15 protein-coding genes are annotated in these 20,692 nt (G+C 45.9%); 2 read left to right on the forward strand and 13 right to left on the reverse strand.

What is annotated here, in order from left to right; genetic code table 11:
• Window positions 1-541: 541 nt before the first annotated feature.
• The 5 genes from OSC7112_RS21975 to OSC7112_RS38495 all read right to left on the reverse strand — a co-directional run bounded on the left by OSC7112_RS21975 (window position 542) and on the right by OSC7112_RS38495 (window position 6,036).
• Window positions 542-1,093 carry a shikimate kinase gene (locus OSC7112_RS21975; RefSeq protein WP_015177968.1) on the reverse strand — a complete coding sequence of 184 codons (552 nt, stop codon included), beginning with the start codon at window positions 1,091-1,093 and terminating at the stop codon, window positions 542-544.
• Window positions 1,094-1,115: 22 nt separating this feature from the next.
• Window positions 1,116-2,000 (reverse strand): LapA family protein, encoded by an 885-nt coding sequence (locus OSC7112_RS21980; RefSeq protein WP_015177969.1) that lies wholly within the window; start codon window positions 1,998-2,000, stop codon window positions 1,116-1,118.
• A gap of 144 nt (window positions 2,001-2,144) precedes the next feature.
• Window positions 2,145-2,768, reverse strand: a complete 624-nt coding sequence (locus OSC7112_RS21985; RefSeq protein WP_015177970.1) for a flavin prenyltransferase UbiX — start codon at window positions 2,766-2,768, stop codon at window positions 2,145-2,147.
• Window positions 2,769-3,172: 404 nt separating this feature from the next.
• A complete protein-coding gene (locus tag OSC7112_RS21990) occupies window positions 3,173-5,542 on the reverse strand; it encodes a ribonuclease R family protein (RefSeq protein ID WP_015177971.1) in 2,370 nt (789 codons plus the stop codon).
• Window positions 5,543-5,832: 290 nt separating this feature from the next.
• Window positions 5,833-6,036, reverse strand: a complete 204-nt coding sequence (locus OSC7112_RS38495; RefSeq protein ID WP_150111580.1) for a hypothetical protein — start codon at window positions 6,034-6,036, stop codon at window positions 5,833-5,835.
• Window positions 6,037-6,419: 383 nt separating this feature from the next.
• On the opposite strand from OSC7112_RS38495, the gene OSC7112_RS21995 reads away from it, so the two are divergent.
• Window positions 6,420-7,397 carry a slr1353 family protein gene (locus OSC7112_RS21995; protein WP_015177972.1) on the forward strand — a complete coding sequence of 326 codons (978 nt, stop codon included), beginning with the start codon at window positions 6,420-6,422 and terminating at the stop codon, window positions 7,395-7,397.
• A gap of 350 nt (window positions 7,398-7,747) precedes the next feature.
• Here the strand turns inward: OSC7112_RS21995 and clpP are convergent, their stop codons facing one another.
• The 7 genes from clpP to OSC7112_RS22030 all read right to left on the reverse strand — a co-directional run bounded on the left by clpP (window position 7,748) and on the right by OSC7112_RS22030 (window position 17,876).
• Window positions 7,748-8,356, reverse strand: a complete 609-nt coding sequence (clpP, locus tag OSC7112_RS22000) for an ATP-dependent Clp endopeptidase proteolytic subunit ClpP (protein WP_015177973.1) — start codon at window positions 8,354-8,356, stop codon at window positions 7,748-7,750.
• A gap of 304 nt (window positions 8,357-8,660) precedes the next feature.
• Complete coding sequence (locus tag OSC7112_RS41200) at window positions 8,661-8,780, reverse strand: DUF433 domain-containing protein (RefSeq protein ID WP_223300665.1); 120 nt, start codon at window positions 8,778-8,780, stop codon at window positions 8,661-8,663.
• A 17-nt stretch (window positions 8,781-8,797) separates the two neighbouring features.
• The gene (locus tag OSC7112_RS22010; protein ID WP_263053541.1) at window positions 8,798-9,079 is read right to left on the reverse strand and encodes a type II toxin-antitoxin system PemK/MazF family toxin; all 282 of its coding nucleotides are present in this window, start codon (window positions 9,077-9,079) and stop codon (window positions 8,798-8,800) included.
• Window positions 9,080-9,161: 82 nt separating this feature from the next.
• Window positions 9,162-9,383 carry a hypothetical protein gene (locus tag OSC7112_RS22015; RefSeq protein WP_015177975.1) on the reverse strand — a complete coding sequence of 74 codons (222 nt, stop codon included), beginning with the start codon at window positions 9,381-9,383 and terminating at the stop codon, window positions 9,162-9,164.
• A 106-nt stretch (window positions 9,384-9,489) separates the two neighbouring features.
• Entirely contained in the window at window positions 9,490-10,710 is a 1,221-nt protein-coding gene (locus tag OSC7112_RS22020) for an acyltransferase family protein (protein ID WP_015177976.1), read from the reverse strand.
• 176 nt (window positions 10,711-10,886) lie between these two features.
• A complete protein-coding gene (locus tag OSC7112_RS22025; protein WP_015177977.1) occupies window positions 10,887-12,299 on the reverse strand; it encodes an adenylate/guanylate cyclase domain-containing protein in 1,413 nt (470 codons plus the stop codon).
• A 48-nt stretch (window positions 12,300-12,347) separates the two neighbouring features.
• Complete coding sequence (locus tag OSC7112_RS22030; RefSeq protein ID WP_015177978.1) at window positions 12,348-17,876, reverse strand: trifunctional serine/threonine-protein kinase/ATP-binding protein/sensor histidine kinase; 5,529 nt, start codon at window positions 17,874-17,876, stop codon at window positions 12,348-12,350.
• Between the two features lie 373 nt (window positions 17,877-18,249).
• Here OSC7112_RS22030 and OSC7112_RS22035 point away from each other — a divergent pair, with 373 nt between their 5' ends.
• Window positions 18,250-19,131 carry a Cof-type HAD-IIB family hydrolase gene (locus tag OSC7112_RS22035; RefSeq protein WP_015177979.1) on the forward strand — a complete coding sequence of 294 codons (882 nt, stop codon included), beginning with the start codon at window positions 18,250-18,252 and terminating at the stop codon, window positions 19,129-19,131.
• A gap of 556 nt (window positions 19,132-19,687) precedes the next feature.
• On the opposite strand, the gene OSC7112_RS22040 is transcribed toward OSC7112_RS22035, so the two are convergent.
• Window positions 19,688-20,578 (reverse strand): alpha/beta fold hydrolase, encoded by an 891-nt coding sequence (locus tag OSC7112_RS22040; protein ID WP_015177980.1) that lies wholly within the window; start codon window positions 20,576-20,578, stop codon window positions 19,688-19,690.
• Window positions 20,579-20,692 lie beyond the last annotated feature (114 nt).

Genomic DNA, 20,692 nt, shown 5'->3' on the forward strand with positions numbered 1-20,692 from the left:
ATTGTTTTTAGAATAGGACAGGTAGAATTCGATCGGTGCTGGGTTACATTTTTTGATACGGGAAAATTGATGAGTGAATGGACGATCGTAAAATCGTCACATAGGAGGATAGCATTGATGCTAAATTTCCCGACAATCAAGTTAGCGTTTAACTGTCCTTGCGCCCTACAGCCCTTCAGCGGTGGGGCCATTTTATTTTTAGGGAGAACTCAATAGCCGGCTTTAACGCATTAGATGAGTCTGCCATTAGTTCTTGTATAAAATCTCCGCATCGCCACATCCTCATACTTCTAAAAGTTACGCATCACATCCAGTCAAACCCGGTGGATTCCCAAACATGGGGTGGTTAAACGGACACACTCAGACAAAAATCAGTATTTTCACCGAAGTCATACCATTTGAGATTTTAGATTTTAGATTTGGGGAATAACTGATGAAGCTGGTGGTTTGGAGCTTGCGTAGGGTTGCATTATTTTTGGGAACTAATACCAAAAGTCCTGAGAAACCTGTTATTTTCTCAGCAACCGGGTTTCTGAATGTATCAATTGAGATCGGGCCCGGTTTCTGGTTTGATAACTTTTTGGATTTCCTCGATCGCCCTAGTCGCCATTGCTTCAGCCCTTTCGCCTACACCAGCACAGACTCGGACATCTGCTTGAGTGTATAAACGCTCTCGCTCGTTCAAAAGGCTTTGCAGCTTAGATTTAATCTCGCCCTCCTGCAGTAGGGGTCGAGCGGTGTCCGAACGCAGTCGATCGTACAGTTGATCTACAGGCACATCCAGCCAAACTACTACACCGTAGTGCAAGTAACCCCAATTCATCGATCGCGTCACAATGCCGCCCCCCGTAGCCACGACCGAATTTTTATAAGCAGACAACTCACCGAGCACTTTAGTTTCTAGTTCCCGAAAAGCCTCTTCCCCTTCTCGATCGAAAATCTCAGCAATTGACTGATTAGTAACTCGAACAATTAGTTCATCAGTATCAAAAAAACGGTATTTTAATTTTTTTGCCAAAATCCGCCCCACCGTTGTTTTTCCCGCACCCATCATCCCGACAAGATAGATATTTACTCCCCTCAACCCATCCACTGCCAAATCCTCCGATATTTTTCTATTTTTTCAGGTTAATCGAGCCGCCACTGAGGTCATCATCGTCATCAAACTCATCACCCTCATCCAATCCCCAATCATCCTCTGCTTCTGCAAGAGGATTTATTGGTGCTTCATCAGCGGGTTTAGGTATTGCTTCTTGCGGGGGAATCAGCACTCGATACTCCGCATCGTATACAGCCTCAGTTTGCCCCACCCCAGACTGGCTCGGATCTCGATAGCCGTAAGAATATACTGAGCCAGCCCAAGACTTGCTTTTCGGTTCCTGTTTAGCTTCGTAATCCCTCGGATTTGACGCTGGAACATCATTGACCTGCGGTCGATCGGGAAAATCGCGATCGTCCCCCCAATCGTCATCAGCCCCTTGAGAACGCGATTTTGAGCTATCTGAGACCCAATCATCCTCATCGTCTGTCGCTCCATAAGTCCCCGGTTGAGCGTAATCCTTCGCCCCAGCAGGGTTCGGAGTTTCTTGCTGGAAAGTCCGGGCACTGTAACCCGCCGACGTGCCGTACTCAGTTCGGTAGGAACCAGCAGCCTGAGTTTGACTATTTTCCCTATTCAGATCCGGGTCAATTCCCTGTTTTCTGGGAGGGGGAGGCGGCGTGTAAGGCGTTCTGCTGTCCTCTGGGAAAGTATCGGGACGGCTGCGACTCGATCGGCCGGTGCGGTCTCGCGTTGCAGATAGATAATTTGAAAAAGCCAGCAAACCAGAAATCAATAAAGATGTGAGAGCTCCCACCGCCATGCTCAGCAAAATCCAGATAGATAAGGGCACAGCAGGCGATCGAACTCCCAAAAATACCAGCGATAATGCCGGCTCCACATTTTGCAGGGCAAAAATAGTCAGCCCCACCACAATTACTAGCAAAAATACAGGTCGCATATTAAAAATATTAAGAATTTGTTTGTTGACAGTTGTCAGTTGTATGTTGTCAGTTACTGGTTATTGGTTATTGGTTGTTACTGTCAACTGCTTTCCTGTCAACTGTCAACTGTCAACCGTCAACTGTCAACTGTCAACTGTCAACTAACTCCCTTCTTCTTCCTTCCAGCGTTTGAGAGGAACGCAATCAATCCCCAACTGGTCTAAAGCGCGAGCCACCACAAAGTCTACCAAATCTTCAATAGTTTGCGGATTGTGATACCAAGCGGGAATCGCTGGCACAATTCTAGCTCCAGCTTCTGCCAAGGTAGTCAAATTCCGCAGGTGAATCAAGCTAAAAGGCGTTTCCCGAGGCACGAGTACCAATTTTCTCCCTTCCTTGAGCTGAACGTCGGCCGCTCTTTCGAGCAAATCCGAGCTCAAGCCAGCCGCCAACTTGCCTAGTGTACTCATGCTACAGGGAATAATCATCATCCCTTGGGTACGAAAGGAGCCACTAGCAATATTAGCACCGACATCTTGCCAAGGATGGCACCGGAGTTTACCCATTGTGGGCACTCCTGCTTGTTCCCGCCAGAATTCCTCTTGTAGCGTCGGTTCTGCGGGCATTCGGGTGTTCTGTTCGCTTTGCCAAACCATGTAAGTAGATTTCGATGCTACCAGTTCCACAGCGCGATCGGCTTCCAACAAATATTTCAATGTTCGCACCGCATAAATCAGTCCCGATGCACCGGTAACTCCTACAATGAGGGGGTAGTTATTCGTCATTAGTTATTTGTTAGTTGAGGGTTGACTGTTGTTAGTAATTAGTGGTTAGATCGAACTTGTTAGCAGTGAAATTATTCCGATATCTCTTCTCTTCATCGGCGTGAATCTGCGTCAATTTCTTGTCATCTGCGCTTGCTGAAATGATCTTTTTTTTACCGCAGATGATGGCAGATTAACACAGATTAACGCAGATAAATTATATAAATTCTGGTTGCACCGTCTGTGATTGTTGAGTTTTGACTGGATTTGACGCGCGACGATGCTACCGGATTTGGTATTAGTCGTTAATTATTTTTTGATGATTGCTGAGTATAGTTTGTCGCCAACCTCTAAATACTTAGTTGCTAGACAATGACAACTAAGTATTGAGGAAAATCAACAGTCAACTCTCAACTGTCAAGTGATTATTCATCATCATCAAAAGCTTGGCTGCCGCCGCCAACTGCAACTAAATCAATTTGCTGGCGGTAGTAGTCAACACTCTTGACTTGAACTTCTACCCGATCGCCCAAACGGTACTGATTGCGGTTTTTGCGGCCCACCAGAGTTTGCTGGCGCGATCGATATTCGTACCAGTCATCCTTCAGCGAAGAAACGTGCACCAATCCTTCAACTCGCAGGATATCGCTCTCAGGCGGCCGCACCTCAATTTCCACAAAGAAACCGTAAGACTGCACACCTGTAATCAAACCCTGGAAAGTTTGACCGGTGCGTTCTTTCATCAATCCCGTTTTCTTCAATCCCTGCAAATCGCTTTCGGCATCCTCAGCAACTCTTTCGCGTTCCGTCAGGTGTACTACTACCGATGCAAACTCGGTCTCAAATTCGTGGTGCAAATCTGGGGGGAGAACATTCCAAGTAATTTGACCGTGACAGGAGGAATGGTGCAAGTCAACTTTTTCCTTAGCCCGTGTTGTGCGGCTGCTGCGGCCTTGCTCGAACACCGCTTGCAACACCCGCAGCACCAGCAAATCGGCGTAGCGGGAAAGCGGCGAAGTGCAGCGCGTGTAACCCTCTGACAGCGCCAAACCGAAGTGCGGCTTGGGAGTTGTGCTGTAAACAGCGGGCTTCATGGTGTCTTCTAGCAGGTAGGTGAGAACTCTTTCGGACTTGAGACCGGCAAACTGCTGGGTAAATCGCTGAAAGTCCAAGGGCAAAACTTCTTCTTCGGTTTCGAGATACAGTTCGCCTCCGAGGTTGTTGGAGAGTTTGATGAACTCTTGAATGTCTGCCGGGTCTGGCATCGGCTGGACGCGGTAGATTGCTGGGACTCCCAAGGCTTGCAGGTGAGTGGCTACGGCTTGGTTGGCGAGTACCACCAACTCGGAGACAGCGGACTGGGCGGGGGGAGCGACTGCAAAAGCTCCTAATTCGCCTTCGTCGTCGAAGTGAGAGTTAGCGTCGGGCAAATTTAGTTCAAAAGCTCCCCGCTTGAGCCTTGTCTGTCTGGCAGCCTGTGAGGCGGCCCCGATTTGATCTAGGAAAGGACGGAGGGCCGAGGACAAAGGGTGATCTTCGGAATCGGGGCTTGGTTCGAGAATTGCTTGAGCTTGCTCGTAGGTGAGGTGGTAGTCAATTTGAATGACGCTGGTTTGAATCTCGTATTCTAGGAGTTCTCCTGATTCGTCTAGGGTCAGCAGTATGCTGAAGGCCAGCCGTTCGCTGTCTGGCAGCAGGGAGCAGCGCTCGTTGAGGGTTTCTGGCAGTACGGCGATGATTTTTTCTCCCAGATGGGCGGCGGTGCCTCGCTTGCGGGCTTCGCGGTCGATCGGGGTTTCTGGCTGCACGTACTCGGCGGCGTCGCTGATGTGGATTCCTATTTGCCAGCGGCCGGGCTTGAGGGTTTCGATCGACAAAGCGCGTTCCACTGGCGGATCGGAGAGGAATGATGTCGGGTCAAACTCGTTTTCGCCTCCTCCTTCAGAGAGATTTTCCTCCTGAGCTTGAGGGCGATCGTTTTCGCTGTTGCTGGTTCCCGGTTCGTTTTTGCTGAAGCTAACAGTCAGAATGTTACGCAAATCTAGGCGTTTTTTGAGGTCGGTTTTTTTGACTTTGCTCGGCAAATTTTCCGCTGCTTTGATGACGGCGGCGGGGAACGATCGCGGCAAGTCGTGTTTGCAGCATACGATGTCGAGGTCGTCAGCGGCTTCGGCGTCGGAACCGAGTACCTGTACTACTTTGCCGACTGGGCGGTGGGTGCCGAGGGGGTAGCGTTTGACTTCGACGTGTACTAGGTGGTCGATCGCCTCTTGGAGATTTGTGCCGTTTGCGAGCAAGTCTAGTTCAAACAACAGGCGATCGTCCAGGGGGATTGCTCTGTAGCTGACGCGGCCGGTGGGGGTGGCGGTTTGCTTGACTCGCGCCAGTACCGAGGGGTTGGCGCGTTCGAGGATGAGCATGACTTCGCCTTCGGGCGATCGGCGGCGGCTGCCTTCTTTGATGATTTTGACTAAGACTCGATCGCCGTTCCAAGCTGTCGAGAGGTGACTTTCCCGCACGTAAACGTCTTCTGAGCCTTCGGCGTCTTGAATTGCAAAGCAAAATCCTTTGCTCGAACAGCGCAGTTTTGCTTCTACTACGTCGTCTTCAGCTACTCGGCGATAGCGGCCTTTGTCTTTGACTAATATGCCAATTTTCTCTAGAGCTTCTAATGCGATTTGAAGTTTGAGTTGACTGGTGGCGTCGTTGCAGTCGAGTTTTTTCTCCAATGCTTTAGGGGCCACTAATTTGTCTTCTGTAAAATTTGCCAGCAGTGCAGCGATAGAAAATTCCATGTAGCGATCGATCCTCTTGTTTCCAGCAATTAGTCTTATTTTGGCGAAATCAGCCGCACCCCCTCGGGCCCTCGTAGTGCCTGCTTCCCAACAAATGCGCGGGTTGATAGGTGGAGACGCGAGCACAGCCACCTTGTTTCATCGCGAGGTTTTTTTGAGATTCTCTCCCGACACCGCCTTGGTGCTAATTGTCTGCTGTCTGTCTTGAACTGACTGCTGACGGTGCAGACAACTGTCCCGCACGCTATTCCCCAATACAATTTTTTAGCGTTGATTTGTTTGCTTTTAGGTCAGCAGCGCGATCGCACTTCGCGAATTAGAAAGCCCCTGTCGCTTCTTAAAAGATGGCTCGATACTGAAAGCGACGGCTTGAGTCGAGGATGAGCATCGGGAGGGATGGAGAGGGAGAAAATGTGCATTTCTTCCTTCTGCCTTGTTCCTTCTGCCTTGTTCCTTCTTCCTTTTGAAGTGCCTCTTGCTTCTTGCTTTAGCAAAGAATTTACCGGATCTTTAAGGCAAAATTGCTAGTAGCTCGCTGCTGCGATGCCCCTATTTTTTTGCACGCGATCGGTCCTTGCGGACAGAGGTGCAACGAGCGGGTTGGGAGCAATCTGTGCTGTAGAAAGTGCAGGTACGCAAACCGGAGACTTTTACTACTTTTGCTTAGTTGCTGTGTCATCTCCTATATAGAAATGACGCCCGATGCTTGTTAGCTTAAACCGCTGGATGTGGCATGGGGTTTAGTGGCGTGTAAGGTTGCGCGGATGACTCACCTTTAATTTATTGTATGTTGAATATGTGCTTTCAGAAAACTGTTTTCTTTGGGCTGTACTACACTTAAGTCATAAGCCCCTTCTGGTTTCGGGGTCAAAAAATTATGTTTGCTGAATTTCGCGCCCTTTATCCCGCTGGACAGTTAATCTGTGAGTTGCTGACTGTTCATCACGGTAAGTTTGTTGTTCGCTGTTTGGTTCAGGTTGACGGCAAAACTCTTGCTACGGCTATGTCGGCTGCTGAGTCTGTTGAGGATGCTGAAGACCGCGCCCGGTTGCGAGCGATCGCTGTCCTTGGATTTGCTGCGCCCGATCGTGCGATCGCGAGTGTTGCTGCTGTTCCCCCTCCTGCTGCTGTTCCCCCTCCTGCGGCTGTTCCCTCTCCTGCTGCTGTTCCCCCTCCTCCTCCTCCTCCTGTTCCTCCGGTTGCTGTTGGGCCGACAAGTGTTCCTCTTCCGGTTCTAGAAATGCCTGTTGCTGACAAATTGCCTGATGCACATCAAAGCAACTTTGTCAAGACCGAAGCGAAATTAAGTGAAGAGCCGATCGCACCTGTACCGGAACCGCTGCCTCCAAAGGTCGATCGCGTCGAGGCTACTGGATTTGTACCGAAGCAGTTAGACTCGGACGCTTGGCTTTCTTCTAGCTACGGCGAACCACTTCAGGAACTGGATGTGCCGACTGCTAGCCAAAGTGAACTGCTACAGGGTGCGGCCGAAGTCAGGGAATTGCAACCGATCGCAGTGGGGATTCCCAGCGATGCGATCGAGGATAATTCTGATACGATCGCCCAAATAGACGCCATCCTCAAACGCCTGCGATGGAAAAAACCACAGGAAACCCAGTGTCTGGAACACAATTACGGCAAGTCGTCGCAGAGAGAGCTTTCTAGCGAAGAGTTAGTAGATTTCCTAGAATATCTGGAAATCTACAGCAGAACCACTGAGGAAATCCAGCGACTGGGCTGGACTGCCAACCAAGGAAAAGATCATCTCAAACAAGCTTATGGCAAAGAAGCGCGCCATTTCTTAAATCAAGTAGAATTGCTCGACTTCCTGCAATATCTAGAATCTTTGCCCTAGTAATTATGTAGGTTTCTAGGTGTGATGTTTTTTTTGAAAGCTACATCTAGCCTTTCGAGCGTAACATGAGGTGCTGATAGGGCATAGGGCATAGGGCATAGGGCATAGGGCATAGGGCATAGGCATAGGCATAGGCATAGGCATAGGACTCGCCCCCATACCTCACCACCCTTGAGAAGCGCTATATAGCAGTTTTCAATTGTATGAAATACAGTAAGGACTTAACTATGACGCCCTATCATGGGCCCCAGCATCTGTAATTCATTCCACTGAAAACTGCTATATGGCTGTTAAAAATTAAAAATCAAAAATGAAGAATATTTCCTCATTTTTGATTTTTAACTTTTGATTTAGACGACAGCGGCGATCGGGCGGCTGGCGGAAGGACGGCGATCGATCACTTGATCGACTAATCCGTAGTCCTTTGCTTCTTCAGCGGACATGAAGAAATCCCGTTCGGTATCTTCTTCAATGCGGGAAAGCGGCTGACCGGTATGGTTGGCCAGATGTTCGTTCAGGCGGCGTTTGTGGTACAAAATCTCTTTGGCCTGAATTTCAATATCGGTTGCTTGTCCTTGAGCTCCGCCTAGAGGTTGGTGGATCATAATCCGGGAGTGAGGCAAACTCATCCGCTTGCCTTTAGCGCCGGCACTCAACAGAAAAGCGCCCATGCTGGCTGCCAAACCGAGACAAATGGTGCAAACATCGGGGCGGATGTGGTTCATCGTGTCAAAAATGCCCATACCTGCTGTCACCGAACCCCCAGGGGAGTTGAGATACAGGTAAATATCTTTCTCTGGGTCTTCGGCGTCTAAAAATAGCAGTTGGGCAACGATCAGGTTAGCCAAGTCAGAGTCAACCTGTTGGCCCAAGAAGACGATGCGATCGCGCAGGAGTCGCGAGTAAATGTCAAAGGCGCGTTCGCCGCGACCGGATTGTTCTATAACTGTTGGGATCATTGACGCCTGCCTGCCTATTACGTATCTTTTTTTAATTTTAGCGATTAGGGCTCAGTTATAGTTAGCGATCGGTGGCGTGCGATCGAGAAATCGGCAAAATCCTTTAGCTGGGCGGGGTTGGGGCGGTAATTTGTGGAAGTTGTGGCGGGGGTGCGATCGGATTTCCGATCCTGCAGGCGATCGATGTTGAGGAAGCGGACATCAATAAACGTTAAATGTTGTTATGTGGCGATCGTATCATTGCCAGAAGTGAAATCGCTCGATCGCGGCTGACACTAGAAAAATGGTCTAGAAACTCATTTAGTCAATCACCAGCTTCGAGACAATCAAGCACAGTCTTCATCGGGACGCGAGTGGCGATCGAGACAGGAGTTCCCCCTAAAATTTCGGGGTCGCTATGAACGATAGGTAGTGTAGGGTTCATATAAAAATCTTCGGGAGTCATGAATCTGATGAAGGTGGGCGATCGTCCAATTCTACTAAAGCTACTTTTACACAGGCGCGCACAGCACTCCAATCACGTTCGGATAAATGCCCAATCAAAATCAGGTTGGCAGAAGGCAGTAAAGTAAGAATGAAACTGCGGCAAACAGATACAATTCTCAAACCTGCGGATGCCCAATCTTGCAGAGTATAGTCAGTAGAGCCAAGATTTGTTGTCTGGGTAATGATTAACCCAACTATGAAATCAGGGCGGTTTCTATTATAAGTAGTCGAGGACAAAACCACAACAGGGCGACGTTTAGTTTAACACCTGTGACACCTGGAAAATCTGCTGTTACTACATCACCAGGATTGAATTTCACTAATCCATCTCCTCACTCTCCGGGAAAAGTGTAGCTGCGTATTGCAAAGAAAAGGTTGTTACATCGAAACAATCTTCCTCACTCCAGGTATCACTTTGTTCGACGACAGCGACATTATGCTGTGATAACTCGTTGAGGATCAGAGTTGCCAAGCGTAACCGCTCCGTTGGTGACAAAATATGGACAACTTGAATATAGATTTCTTGAGCAGTAGTCGGCATAAAAAATCCTCGTGCCTTCAATTGTAACCTAAACAGGCGTACCGATCGGAAGATACCCCCGATCTGAGATCGTTAGAATAGTTATATCCACTAAATACTAAACTACTCAAATTTTAATCAGCCAACTTCTGCGGTACATTCCATACAAAATTAACCACCAAAATAAGACCGCAGTGACGGCAAATGCCAGAGAACCATTCAGCGGCCCCGCCCACGGCACAAACCAGTTTTCATAAATCCAAGTGTAAGTTGTTGGAGCATTTGCACCAGTACCGATATGAGTTTTTAACAGAATTCTGGCGACGATACCGGAAGCGACAAACAAGAAAATTGCATTCACTCCCATGATTTCAAACGGCCGCCCCCATTTCCAACCTCGCACTTCAATTGTTTCGTAGCAAGCTGCTAGCAATAGCAACGCCCAACCTGCGGTAAACACTACATAGGAACTTGTCCAAAGTTGTTTGTTGATCGGAAATAAAAATCCCCACAAGTGGCCGATTACCACGCAACTGAGACCGCAGATTGCTAAGTTGATACTGGTGCGGGTTTTGATTGGCTGCACGCGCAGCCACTCTCCGGTAAAGTAGCCGATTAGGACTGTTACAACTGCAGGTAAGGTACTCAACAATCCTTCGGGGTCGAAGGGGCCGCCTTTGTACAGGTGTTGGCTACCGAGAATTAGCCGATCGACATATCCCCCTAAATTTCCTTCTGGCGTGAGTTCGCCGGCAGTGTACCCCCCTACAGCAAATACGGTTAATGCACCCCAATAGCCCAAAAGCACGGCCGCAGCGAGCAGTTTTTGATTGCGGGGGGAAAGGTTGAGAATGGCGATCGCACCGATGAAATAAGCTAAGCCGATGCGCTGCAATACTCCCATGATGCGGATTTTACCGAAGTTTTCCACTGGGGCGCTGTTGAGAAGTACGTCAAGGGCGATCGAAGATGTATTTAGCAGCAATCCTAATATAAATAGAATCGCGGCGCGGCGCGCAATTCGCCAGTAAATATTTGAAGCAGGAAGAAGGAAGAAGGAAGAAGGAAAAGGGTTTTTGTCGGATTCTAATTTTTCATTTTTTTGTATAATTTTTGAGGTTTCTATTCCGGTTTTTGGATAATTTTGAATATATTTAGACAGCGAGAAAGACATCGCGCAGCCAACGATGAACAAGAAAAACGGAAATACTAAGTCTGTCGGCGTACAGCCGTTCCATTCTGCGTGATCTAGCGGTGGATACACCTGTTCCCAACTACCGGGGTTGTTGACTAGAATCATCGAGGCGATCGCAATTCCGCGAAAAACATCAAGGGATTTTAAGCGCATAAATTAAGTTATTTGTTCACTGTTCACTGTTCACTGTTCACTGTTCACTATCTTAGCTGATGCCCATTTTCTAATTCTTTTCGACCCAATTCCCAATTCCCAATTCCCAATTCCCAATTCCCAATTCCCAATTACCCATGCCCAATTCCCAATTCCCAATTACCATTACCAATTAGCTAAATTTCAATACCTTCCAGAGTCATAATGAGTGCATTCTTCATCAACATATCGCAGCGTTCTGCATAAAAAGCTGCTGCCTTATCATACTTGTTGATTTGCAATACGCGCAAAAACATTTGCCTTGCTTGCGCGAATTGCTGCTGGTAGTGAAAAAAAATTCCCTGTTCAAAATAAGTTTGAGTTTGTGCTTTTAGTTCGATCATGGTATCCGAGTCGCCATCGTAAATTTCAAATACAGCAACAGGTGTTTGTTTTCCTTTTACTTGAACGCGATCGAGAAACCGGCACTTGTAATGTTGAGGATCGTCTATCCGGCAAAGGGTTTGGACGCTAGCTACAATAGCAACTCCATAAAGCTTTGTCAATCCTTCCACGCGGGAAGCTAAATTAACAGCATCAGAAATCACCGTACTTTCCATTCGTTCCGCTTCGCCAATCGTACCTAACATTAAAGTCCCCGTATGCAAGCCAATCCCTATCGAAATAGGTTGATAGCCACTGTTTTGCCTGTGTCTGTTATAAATTTTCACTTGCTGCTGCATCTCAATTGCTGCTTGCACAGCATCTTCAGCTCTGTTAGGAAACAAAGCCATAATCCCGTCACCAATATATTTATCTATAAAACCGTTATACTCGCGGATAACTGGGCCAACTCGGCTTAAGTAAGAGTTAAGAAATTCAAAGTTTTCTCGGGGAGACATACTTTCTGACAGACTTGTAAATGAGCGAATGTCGGCAAACATAATCGTCATTTCTGCTTGTACAGAGTCTCCTAGTCTGGCATCAACGATGCTTTCTCTTTTGAGAAACTTCAAAAATTCACGGGGTACAAAACGGGCTGATGCGGCTGCAATTTTTTCTAGTTCGCTTTTGCTGGATTCGATTTGATTGAGCGATCTAAATGCTCTCAGTGCGGTAACTACTGTGGTAAATAATTTTTTGTTAGTAAGTTCAGTTTTGGTTTTGTAATCATTGATATCGTAGCTGACAATTACTACATCTTCTGGTACTTGTCCGGGCTGTCCAGTGCGTAAAATAATCCGCACTACTTGATTATTTAAAATATCGCGGATGTATTTAACTACTTCCAAGCCTGCTTCTTCTGTTTCCATAACTACATCGAGTAAAATCAATGCTATGTCGTAATTATTTTGAATTATTTCTTTAGCTTCTTTTCCTGAGTAAGCGCTGATAAAAGTTATACTTTTCCCTTCAAATTTAAAATCGTTTAACGCTAGTTTAGTAATATTATGAATTTCTACTTCATCATCTACAATTAATATTTTCCAACTTTCTTCTAGCGGTTTTTCTTCCGCCTCGTCTTCCTCGGCAAATATTAATTCATCGTCGCCCGCGGTGATTAATTCGTCATCGCCTGCAGCCAACAAGTTTTTACTAGCTTCTGACATATATCGTTCTCCTATATAAAACTTATATCCATGTTGGCGGTCTAATAACTAACTGCTTATTTTAGCGGGAAATTCAATCATAAATTTTGTGCCTTTATTTACTTGACTTGTGCAGCTAATTGTGCCTTTTAGTTTTTGAGTAACAAGGTTATAAATAATGTGCAGTCCCAATCCCGTGCCTCCCTGACCTCTTTTGGTGGTAAAAAACGGTTCAAAAATTTTACTGAGATTTTCTGGGTCAATTCCTTTGCCGTTATCGGCATATTCAAATATTAGCCGATCGCCCTCTAGTTTGAAATCAAAAGCCAGAACTCCTTCGTCTTCTCCATCGTAGGCGTGAATTAGGGAATTCAACACCAGATTTGTCACAATTTGACACACTACGCCGGGATAACTGTCCACTACAATATTTTCATCACACTTAATCTCTATTTTGTGCTTAGTTCTTTTTAGTTTGGCTGTTAAGGATATCAAAATTTCCTCTAGATAGTTTTTAACATTAAACGTCCGTTTTAACTCGCTCGACTGATCTACAGCTACTTCTTTAAAACTGTGAATCAAGTCGGCTGCCCGCGTGAGGTTAGATAAGATCATATTACTGCTTTGCATGGCGGTATCCAGAAACTTTTCTAACTCTGAACGTTTGATTGAGCCGTTACTGTAAACCTCAAAAAACTTTGTGGCTTTTTCAGCAAGCAAGGAGGCGGCGGTGATGCCGATGCCGATGGGAGTATTGATTTCGTGGGCAACACCTGCAACCAACCCTCCGAGGGCAGCCATTTTTTCCGATTCTACCAGTTTATTTTGAGCCGATTTTAAGTCTTCTAAAGTTTGGGAGAGTTCAGAGGTACGCTGCTGTACTAAATTTTCGAGATTCTGATTGAATTGGTGCAAGTTGGCGTAAAGTTGGGCATTTTCGATAGAGATAGAAATTTGAGAAGACAGCAGTTTTAATATTTCTAACCTGTCTTGTGTAAAAGCGCCTGTAGTCAGATTGTTTTCTAAATATAGAATGCCCGCGAGTTGGCCTTGATTAATTAACGGAGTGCAAAGAATAGATTTAGGTTGAACGGCTATTATATAGGGAGTGCGAGTAAATTGTCCTTCGCGGCTGGCATCGTTTAAAACTATACTTTCCTGAGTGCGGGCGACGTAATTCACAACTGCAACTGCCAGCAAAGTTACTTCTCGATCGTCGGCTACAAAATCTATCGGAATTGATTGCATGACAGCAACGCGATCGACATCTACAGCTCCTGATGCTTCAATCACCCATTCACCCTCTTTTTCTAGTATTAAAAAGCCTCTTTGTCCCCCGGCATTTTCAATAACAATTTTCATCATTTTTGCCAGCAGTTTGTCTAGAACTATTTCCCCGGCTAAGGTTTGCGATGCTTTAACTACTGTGGTCAAGTCTAGCACGCCTGCACTGTCGTTCGTAGTGGAAGCGCTGCTGGTAGATTTGTGAGTTTCAATATTAGTTGAAATCGAGCCTGAAGTTAGCAAGTGCGAGTATTTGGATTCTAAATGCGCTGCTTTGGCTGTTGCTCCCCAGCGCTGATAGCAATAACGCGCTTCTGTCAAGTAAGTTTTAGAATTTTTTTCTCGTCCTATGGATAAATAAAATGCTCCTGCCAATTCTGATGCTAGTGCTTGTATTTGTATGTATCCGTTTTCTTGGGCTCCTTCAATTGCGCGATCGTAATATTCCATTGCTCTCACAACATTGCCCAAAACGCGCGCTTTTTCTGCAGTAATTAAGTCGCATTTGTGCTGAAGATTCATGGGCGCAGAAAGCGCTTTTTGTTGCAGTTTTTTTCGGTTACTGACAGCGTAAAAAATATGCTCTTCTTGTTCTTCATTTGTGGCAGATGGATAGGCTGCTAGGCGGGCTAGAGAATCGTAAAACTGGTATTCAGAAACATTAATAAAGCCTGCAACTCCGTCTAAATATACTTCGGCTTGCGCTGCATTTTCTAGCGCTGTAGCGGTATCTCCAAATAAATACGCTAGTATTAATTTTTGCAAATAAAAGTGCTGTAGTCCCACCCTATCGTTAGATTTCAACAGCAGCGACAACAATTTTTCTTCGCTGTAGGCTTCACCTAATACCAGGTGTGGACTTTCCAATTTTCCCATCAATTGCAAAATAGTGTGCTGATATATTTGATTCCAAGTCAATACAGTTTCTTGTTTGAGTTGAAACAGCAAATGGTTGTAATTTACCATTCTCCGTTCCAGTTGGGGCAATTCTTGACCGATGAAATACAAAGACTGACAAATATTTACGGCTGAATATCCGACACATTCTAAATCCCCATTTTCTAGCGCGCTTTGATAGGCGTCCTCTAATAGCGGCAAAGAGTCTTTAACGTGATGCTTGCCGTTCATCAAAATGAATGCTACTAAATTAAGCGTTTTGCTTTTGAATTCTAACGCATTTAATCTATCGATCAAATTTAAAGCTAATTGACCAAAGCGATCGCCAGATTCAATATCTCTAACTATTCCTTTTAAAATTGCTCCGTAATTAGCATAACCGAAGGCAGAAAAAGTAGAGTTTCCGTAATTAATAGATAAATTAACTTGCTCGCACACAATCAGCGGCAGCAGCACAGGTTCAACTATAAATGTAGCTGACAACATACTGGAAAGCACGCGCATAGTTGCTAATTTGTGCGGATTTGTCATCACCGGCAAGTTAATTAAATCTTCTATTTTTTTGTCGCTTAAATAAGCTGCTGTTTTAGCCATTGCTTGCTGAATGTGGAGGGGAATCGGCAATTCTGGAAAGTTGATTCCTAACATTTTTAGTGCTTCCCGACCAATTTTTACCGATTCTTGGAGTTGGGTTTGCATCGCACAAGCTATGATTCTGATTTCAAACACTTTGATTTTGTCTAGTTCATTTTTTGCGTGTTGCAGGACAATTATCGCCCATTTTTCCATTGCTTCAAAGTCGGTATTCAGGTAAGCAGCTTCTGCTGCTGACTCGTAGAGTGCAAGAGTCAAGTCGTAGTCAGTTTGCCAACTTTCGGGGGGAAGCAGTTCAATACCTGCGGTTAAGTATTTGAGGGCAAGTTCGTAAGCTGCACTTGCTTTTGCTTTGCGGGCTGCAATTAAATTTAATTGGCATAATTTAAATTTTTCTAATTGACTGCCGATGATTTCTTTGGCATAATTGAGTTGGTTTACGGTATCAAAAATATGCTCTTCTAATTGCTCTGGCGGTGCATTCTGTAGTAAAAATTTGCCGATCTTGAGATGAATTTCTTGTTTTTGATAATCGGATATTAAAGCATAAGCTGCTTGCTGCACTCGCTCATGCAAAAATTTGTAAGTGGCGCTAGGAACATCAGCCACTGGTAGGGAAAATTCATCGGTAAAGTCTCTAGATATTGTGTCTGTTACTTCTGTCCTTGCTGCTAGTGCGATCGGAATTTTGTAGGCGTTAATCACGAGCAAAATCAGACCGGACTGAAGTGCCTCTCCGAGGTCTGTTGCTGCGGACGCTAGAGGTTTTTCGGCGATGGTCGAGAGAATTTCTAAATCAAATTTGTTCCCGATACAAGCGGCTAATTTAAGCAGTTCCTGGGTATTATCTGAAAGTTTTTGAATATTATCTATCATTAATTCTACAACATTTTCAGTTATTCCCATTTCTTTTATTTGTTCGATATCCCACTGCCACTCCCCTGTGATATGGCATTTTTTCACAATTTGCTCTGAGATTGGTTGCGCTAAGCCCGACAGGTTAGGTTCAGCTAGCTCGACCACATTATTCACTGGTGAACATTTAAATTGAATTAAAGTTTTTGAGTAAAGAAATTTTATTAATTGAGTTAAAAAGAAGGGATTTCCAGCGGTTTTTCGCAAAAGCAATTCTGCTAAACTTAGGGATTTTTCTGGGGCGCAGTTCAAAGTATCGGCAACGAATTGGTTGACGCTGCTTATATCCAAAGGCGAAAGGGCGATCGCGCTCACAGTGCCGCCTGCTTTTTTAATTGCTTCGGCGGTCAGCATTAGGGGATGATTTGCATCTACTTCCGGTTCTCTATAAGCTCCAATTATTAATAAATATTGAGTTCCCAGGTCAGTTGCTAGCAGTTCTATTAACTTGAGAGATGCTGAATCGACCCACTGCAAGTCGTCCAGGAAAATTACTAGAGGGTGTTCTTTTTGAGCAAAGACCCGGATGAAGTTTTGAAATACTAAATTAAAGCGATTTTGAGATTCATTTGCTCCTAAATCTGGGACGGGGGGCTGCGGTCCGACAATCAGTTCTACTTCGGGAATTGCTTCAATAATTACTTGGCAGTTGCCGCCGAGTGCTTTTAAAATTTTTTGTTTCCAAACATGGATTTCTGCGGCATTTTCTGTGAAAATTTGTCGCAACAAATCTTGAAAAGCTTGGAGCAAAAAACCGTAGGGAATATCGCGCTTAAATTGCTCAAATTTGCAGTCAATAAAATAGCCGCTTTCCAGCCGAATCGGCTTGTAAACTTCATATACTAACGACGATTTGCCCACACCTGCACAACCAGAAATCAGCACGATTTCTGTATTGCCCCGCCTCATCCGCTGGAAGATACTGAGAAGCATATTAACTTCTACTTCTCGCCCGTAAAATTTTTGGGAAATTTGCAGGTGACTTGACCGATCTTGCTCGCCGAGGGTGATGTGGGAAATTTCACCTGTAGTTTGCAGTTGAGCGAGACAATTTTCCAAGTCGTACAAAAGTCCGAAAGCACTTTGATACCTGTCTTCGGCTGTTTTTGCTAATAGTTTCATGACGAGATCGGAAACGACTTGAGGAATCTCCTTGGTTCCTACTTGATTGATTCTGCCTTCTATGCTTCTGCTTTCTACTTTTTGCTTTCTGTGTTCACAAGGAGAAACTGGCGTTTTGGCAATATGGCAGTGTACTAATTCCATGGGATCGATCGCCTGAAAAGGCAATTCGCCACAAAGCATTTCATAAAAGGTGACGCCTAAAGAATAAAAATCGGTGCGGTAGTCGATCGCCCGATTCATCCGTCCCGTTTGTTCGGGAGACATATAGGCGAGAGTGCCTTCGAGTAAATGGGGATGGCTGGGGGCGGGGTTTTCGCCCGGTAGCAGGGAGGCGATCGCAAAATCAGCAATCTTGACATCTCCTGTCTGGATATTGACAATAATATTGCTGGGTTTAATATCCTTATGGATGATGTGGTGTTCGTGGAGTTGCCCAAGAGTTTCTGCTAGTTTGATGCCAATATGCAGAAATTGTTGTAACTCTAGCTGGTTGTTGCTGAGAAACTTTTTTAGGGAAACCCCACCAAAATCTTCTAAAACTAAAACCGGAAAGTGATTGTATGTTTCTATTTTGTAAAGCTTGACTATTCCGGGGGAATTCAAATTTTTAAGAATTTCAGATTCGTGCAGCAGTTGGGATATTTGCGCTGGGGTAGGGTATGGCGGCGTGAGAGTTTTGAGGATAACGGGTTTTTGTTCCTCAAGCTGCATCCCTCGATAAATAACTGTGTGAGGGTTTGTATAAAGTTCTCCGTCAATGCGGTATCCTGGGAGAGAAATCATGATAGTTGGGGGTAATTTCAAAGATGCGGTTATACAATTTTAGATTTTAGATTTTAGATTTTAGATTGGGAATGATTGACGATCTAAGGGTTTGGAGCGCGGGCTTAGAGTTGCATTCTTTTTGATCGCAAGAATTATTAAGTAAGTGGAAATACACATCGACGGTCGAGGGCGGTTGTTACGGCCGTAAACTGGCTACTATTATATAGCTTAGCTAAATCCATCCCTAAAGAGTCCTCCTAGATACTTTTTTTGTCGCTTATTTAGTTATCTATATTTTAGTCTTCAAAAAATCAGAAGTCGCACTTTGCTATCCCGCCAGTGCCAAAATAAACGGGTGCGTGCAAATCAACAGCTAAAATCTAAAAAAATCATGCAGAATATAACTGCCTCAAATCCAGCTAAGGCGACCGATCGCGCTTTTGGCACCGCAGACATTCAATTGCTGGTAGTGGATATAGACGGCACGATCGCAGGTTTGTCAAATACCATCCGAAAACCAGTCAAGCAGGCGATTTTGGCGGCCTCGTCGCGGGGAGTGAAAGTGGCCGTCGCTACGGGCAGGATGTACCGCTCAGCTTTGCGTTTTCACCGCGACATCGGCTCAACATTGCCGCTGATTTGCTACCAGGGCGCATGGATTCAAGATGGCGCTACTCAAAAACGGCTGCGGCACTTGCCGCTGTCGAAACAAACTGCTCTGCAACTGTTAGACCATTTTGAAGAAGCGCATTTGCGACCGCTGCTTTCGATCCATTTCTACATTGACGACCAACTTTACGTGCCGGAAATTACCGAAGCTACCCGAATTTATGCCCAACGATCGGGCATTGAACCAAATGTGATTAAGGATTTGCGGCGAGATATTCCGGGGGAACCTACGAAAGTTTTGGCATTGTGCGAGAATCCGGGGGTACTCGACGGCTTGCTCAGCAGTATGCGACAGCGCTACACGCCTGCGGAGCTTTATTTGACTCGATCCGTTGCTACTTTTTTTGAAGCTACGCATCCTTTGGCGAATAAGGGAGATGCGGTGCAGTATTTAGCGGAGGAACTTTTGGGTTTGCAGGCGGCGAATGTGATGGCGATCGGCGACAATTTTAATGATGTGGAAATGATTGCCTACGCGGGCGTGGGCGTGGCGATGGGCAATGCTCCTGATGGCGTGAAGGCTGCTGCTGATTGGGTGGCGCCGGATGTGGAGGAAGATGGGGTGGCGGCTGCGATCGAACAATTTGTTTTGGGCGATCGTTGATATTTGTAGCACCAATACCGCAGGGGCGGGTTTGCCGACATTTTGAAAAAATGTAGATCGACCCGCCCCGACCCAGCGACAATTTATTATATAACTCTGTAGTTTTGAGTTCTATGCAATCAACTTTTGACGATCGAAAAAAATCCACACTTTCGGATTTTTTGATCTCAAGTGCAGTCAATTACTTTTTTTGCAACATCGAATATTTATTTAAGGAACCGCGAAGACGCTAAGAACGCCAAGGAAGAATTGAAGAAAGCGGGGCGGGCTTAAAGATATTCTCGATGTCAATTTATAGATAATTTCAAACTCTTGAAAATGGGTTCCAACAGAAAGAGCACCGACGACTGGCCGTGTTTCGTCTCGGTGCTCTTACTGGTTCGCTCCTCACACGTCCATCAATATAGCTGACTAGGACAAGCGTGTCAATACTTTTTATAAAAATTGTTTTTTGAGTCGGCAGCAGCCTGGGTGGCGGTGCGGTGGATCGAGGCAGAACCTTTGCAATGTAAGACTTTTGATGGATCGCCCAAGGGTTGCCTCGATCGGAAAAATTTTACTTCACTTCCAGCAGCCAGTCCAAAATCAGAGCGTTGACTTCACTCGGCCGCTCGTCGTGGGGACAGTGGCCTGTGTGGGGAATTGAAACAAATTTCACTGATTTACCGTTGGCGGCCAATTGTTGATAAATCTGGCTGCCGGCGATGGGCGTCCACGGGTCGTCTGCGCCCCAAAGTACCAATAACGGACGATCGACTTTGGGCAGCAATTCTGACGGTTGAGGGCCTGGAGGGGCTGTGAGAATCGAGGCAAACACTTGTTGAGCTCCGGGCTCGCAGGAGGGGGCGTGCAGGAGTTCTACGAGTTCGTCGGTGATGGCTTCGCGGTTCCCGTAGACTTGGCGCAGGGTGTTGCGGATGCGGTGTTTTTGGCGGATGTTGTTGAAGACAAACGGGCCGATCAGGGGCGATCGAACTAATTTAGTAAAAGTCCCCATCACTACTCGCAGCGGGAAATTCAGTTCGTCGGGCCGGTGGTTGAGCCCGCCGGCACAGTTGATTAAGACTGCACCTGCTGATATTTCTGGATGGTTGGCGACTACCATCAAACTCAGCAAAGCGCCGATCGAATTCCCCACAAATACAGCCGGTTCCTGTACCAGATCCGCCCAGAAATCTGTCAGCAATTCTTCCCACAATTCCAGAGTGTAATCTAGGGCTGGTTTGGCCGAAGCACCGAATCCCAGCAAGTCCAGAGCAAATACGCGATAGCCGCCGGCCGCTAGTGGGGGGATATTTTGCCGCCAATGTCCGATCGAAGCCCCAAATCCGTGAATCAAAATCAGAGGGCGGCCGGTTCCTTGGACGGTATATTGAATTTTGTGACCTTTCCAAGTCCAAATTAATTTTTCAAAGCTGGTTGCAGATACTAATTGTTGTGCAGTCACGGCTATTATGTAAAGTTTCGTTAACTACTTTCATCATAGCAGCACAATCCCTCTACGGGCGGGCTAGGGGCAACGCCCGACAAGAACATTCAACTTTGGCGAAGGATGCAAGAT

The organism is Oscillatoria nigro-viridis PCC 7112 (assembly GCF_000317475.1).
Taxonomy (GTDB): domain Bacteria; phylum Cyanobacteriota; class Cyanobacteriia; order Cyanobacteriales; family Microcoleaceae; genus Microcoleus; species Microcoleus nigroviridis.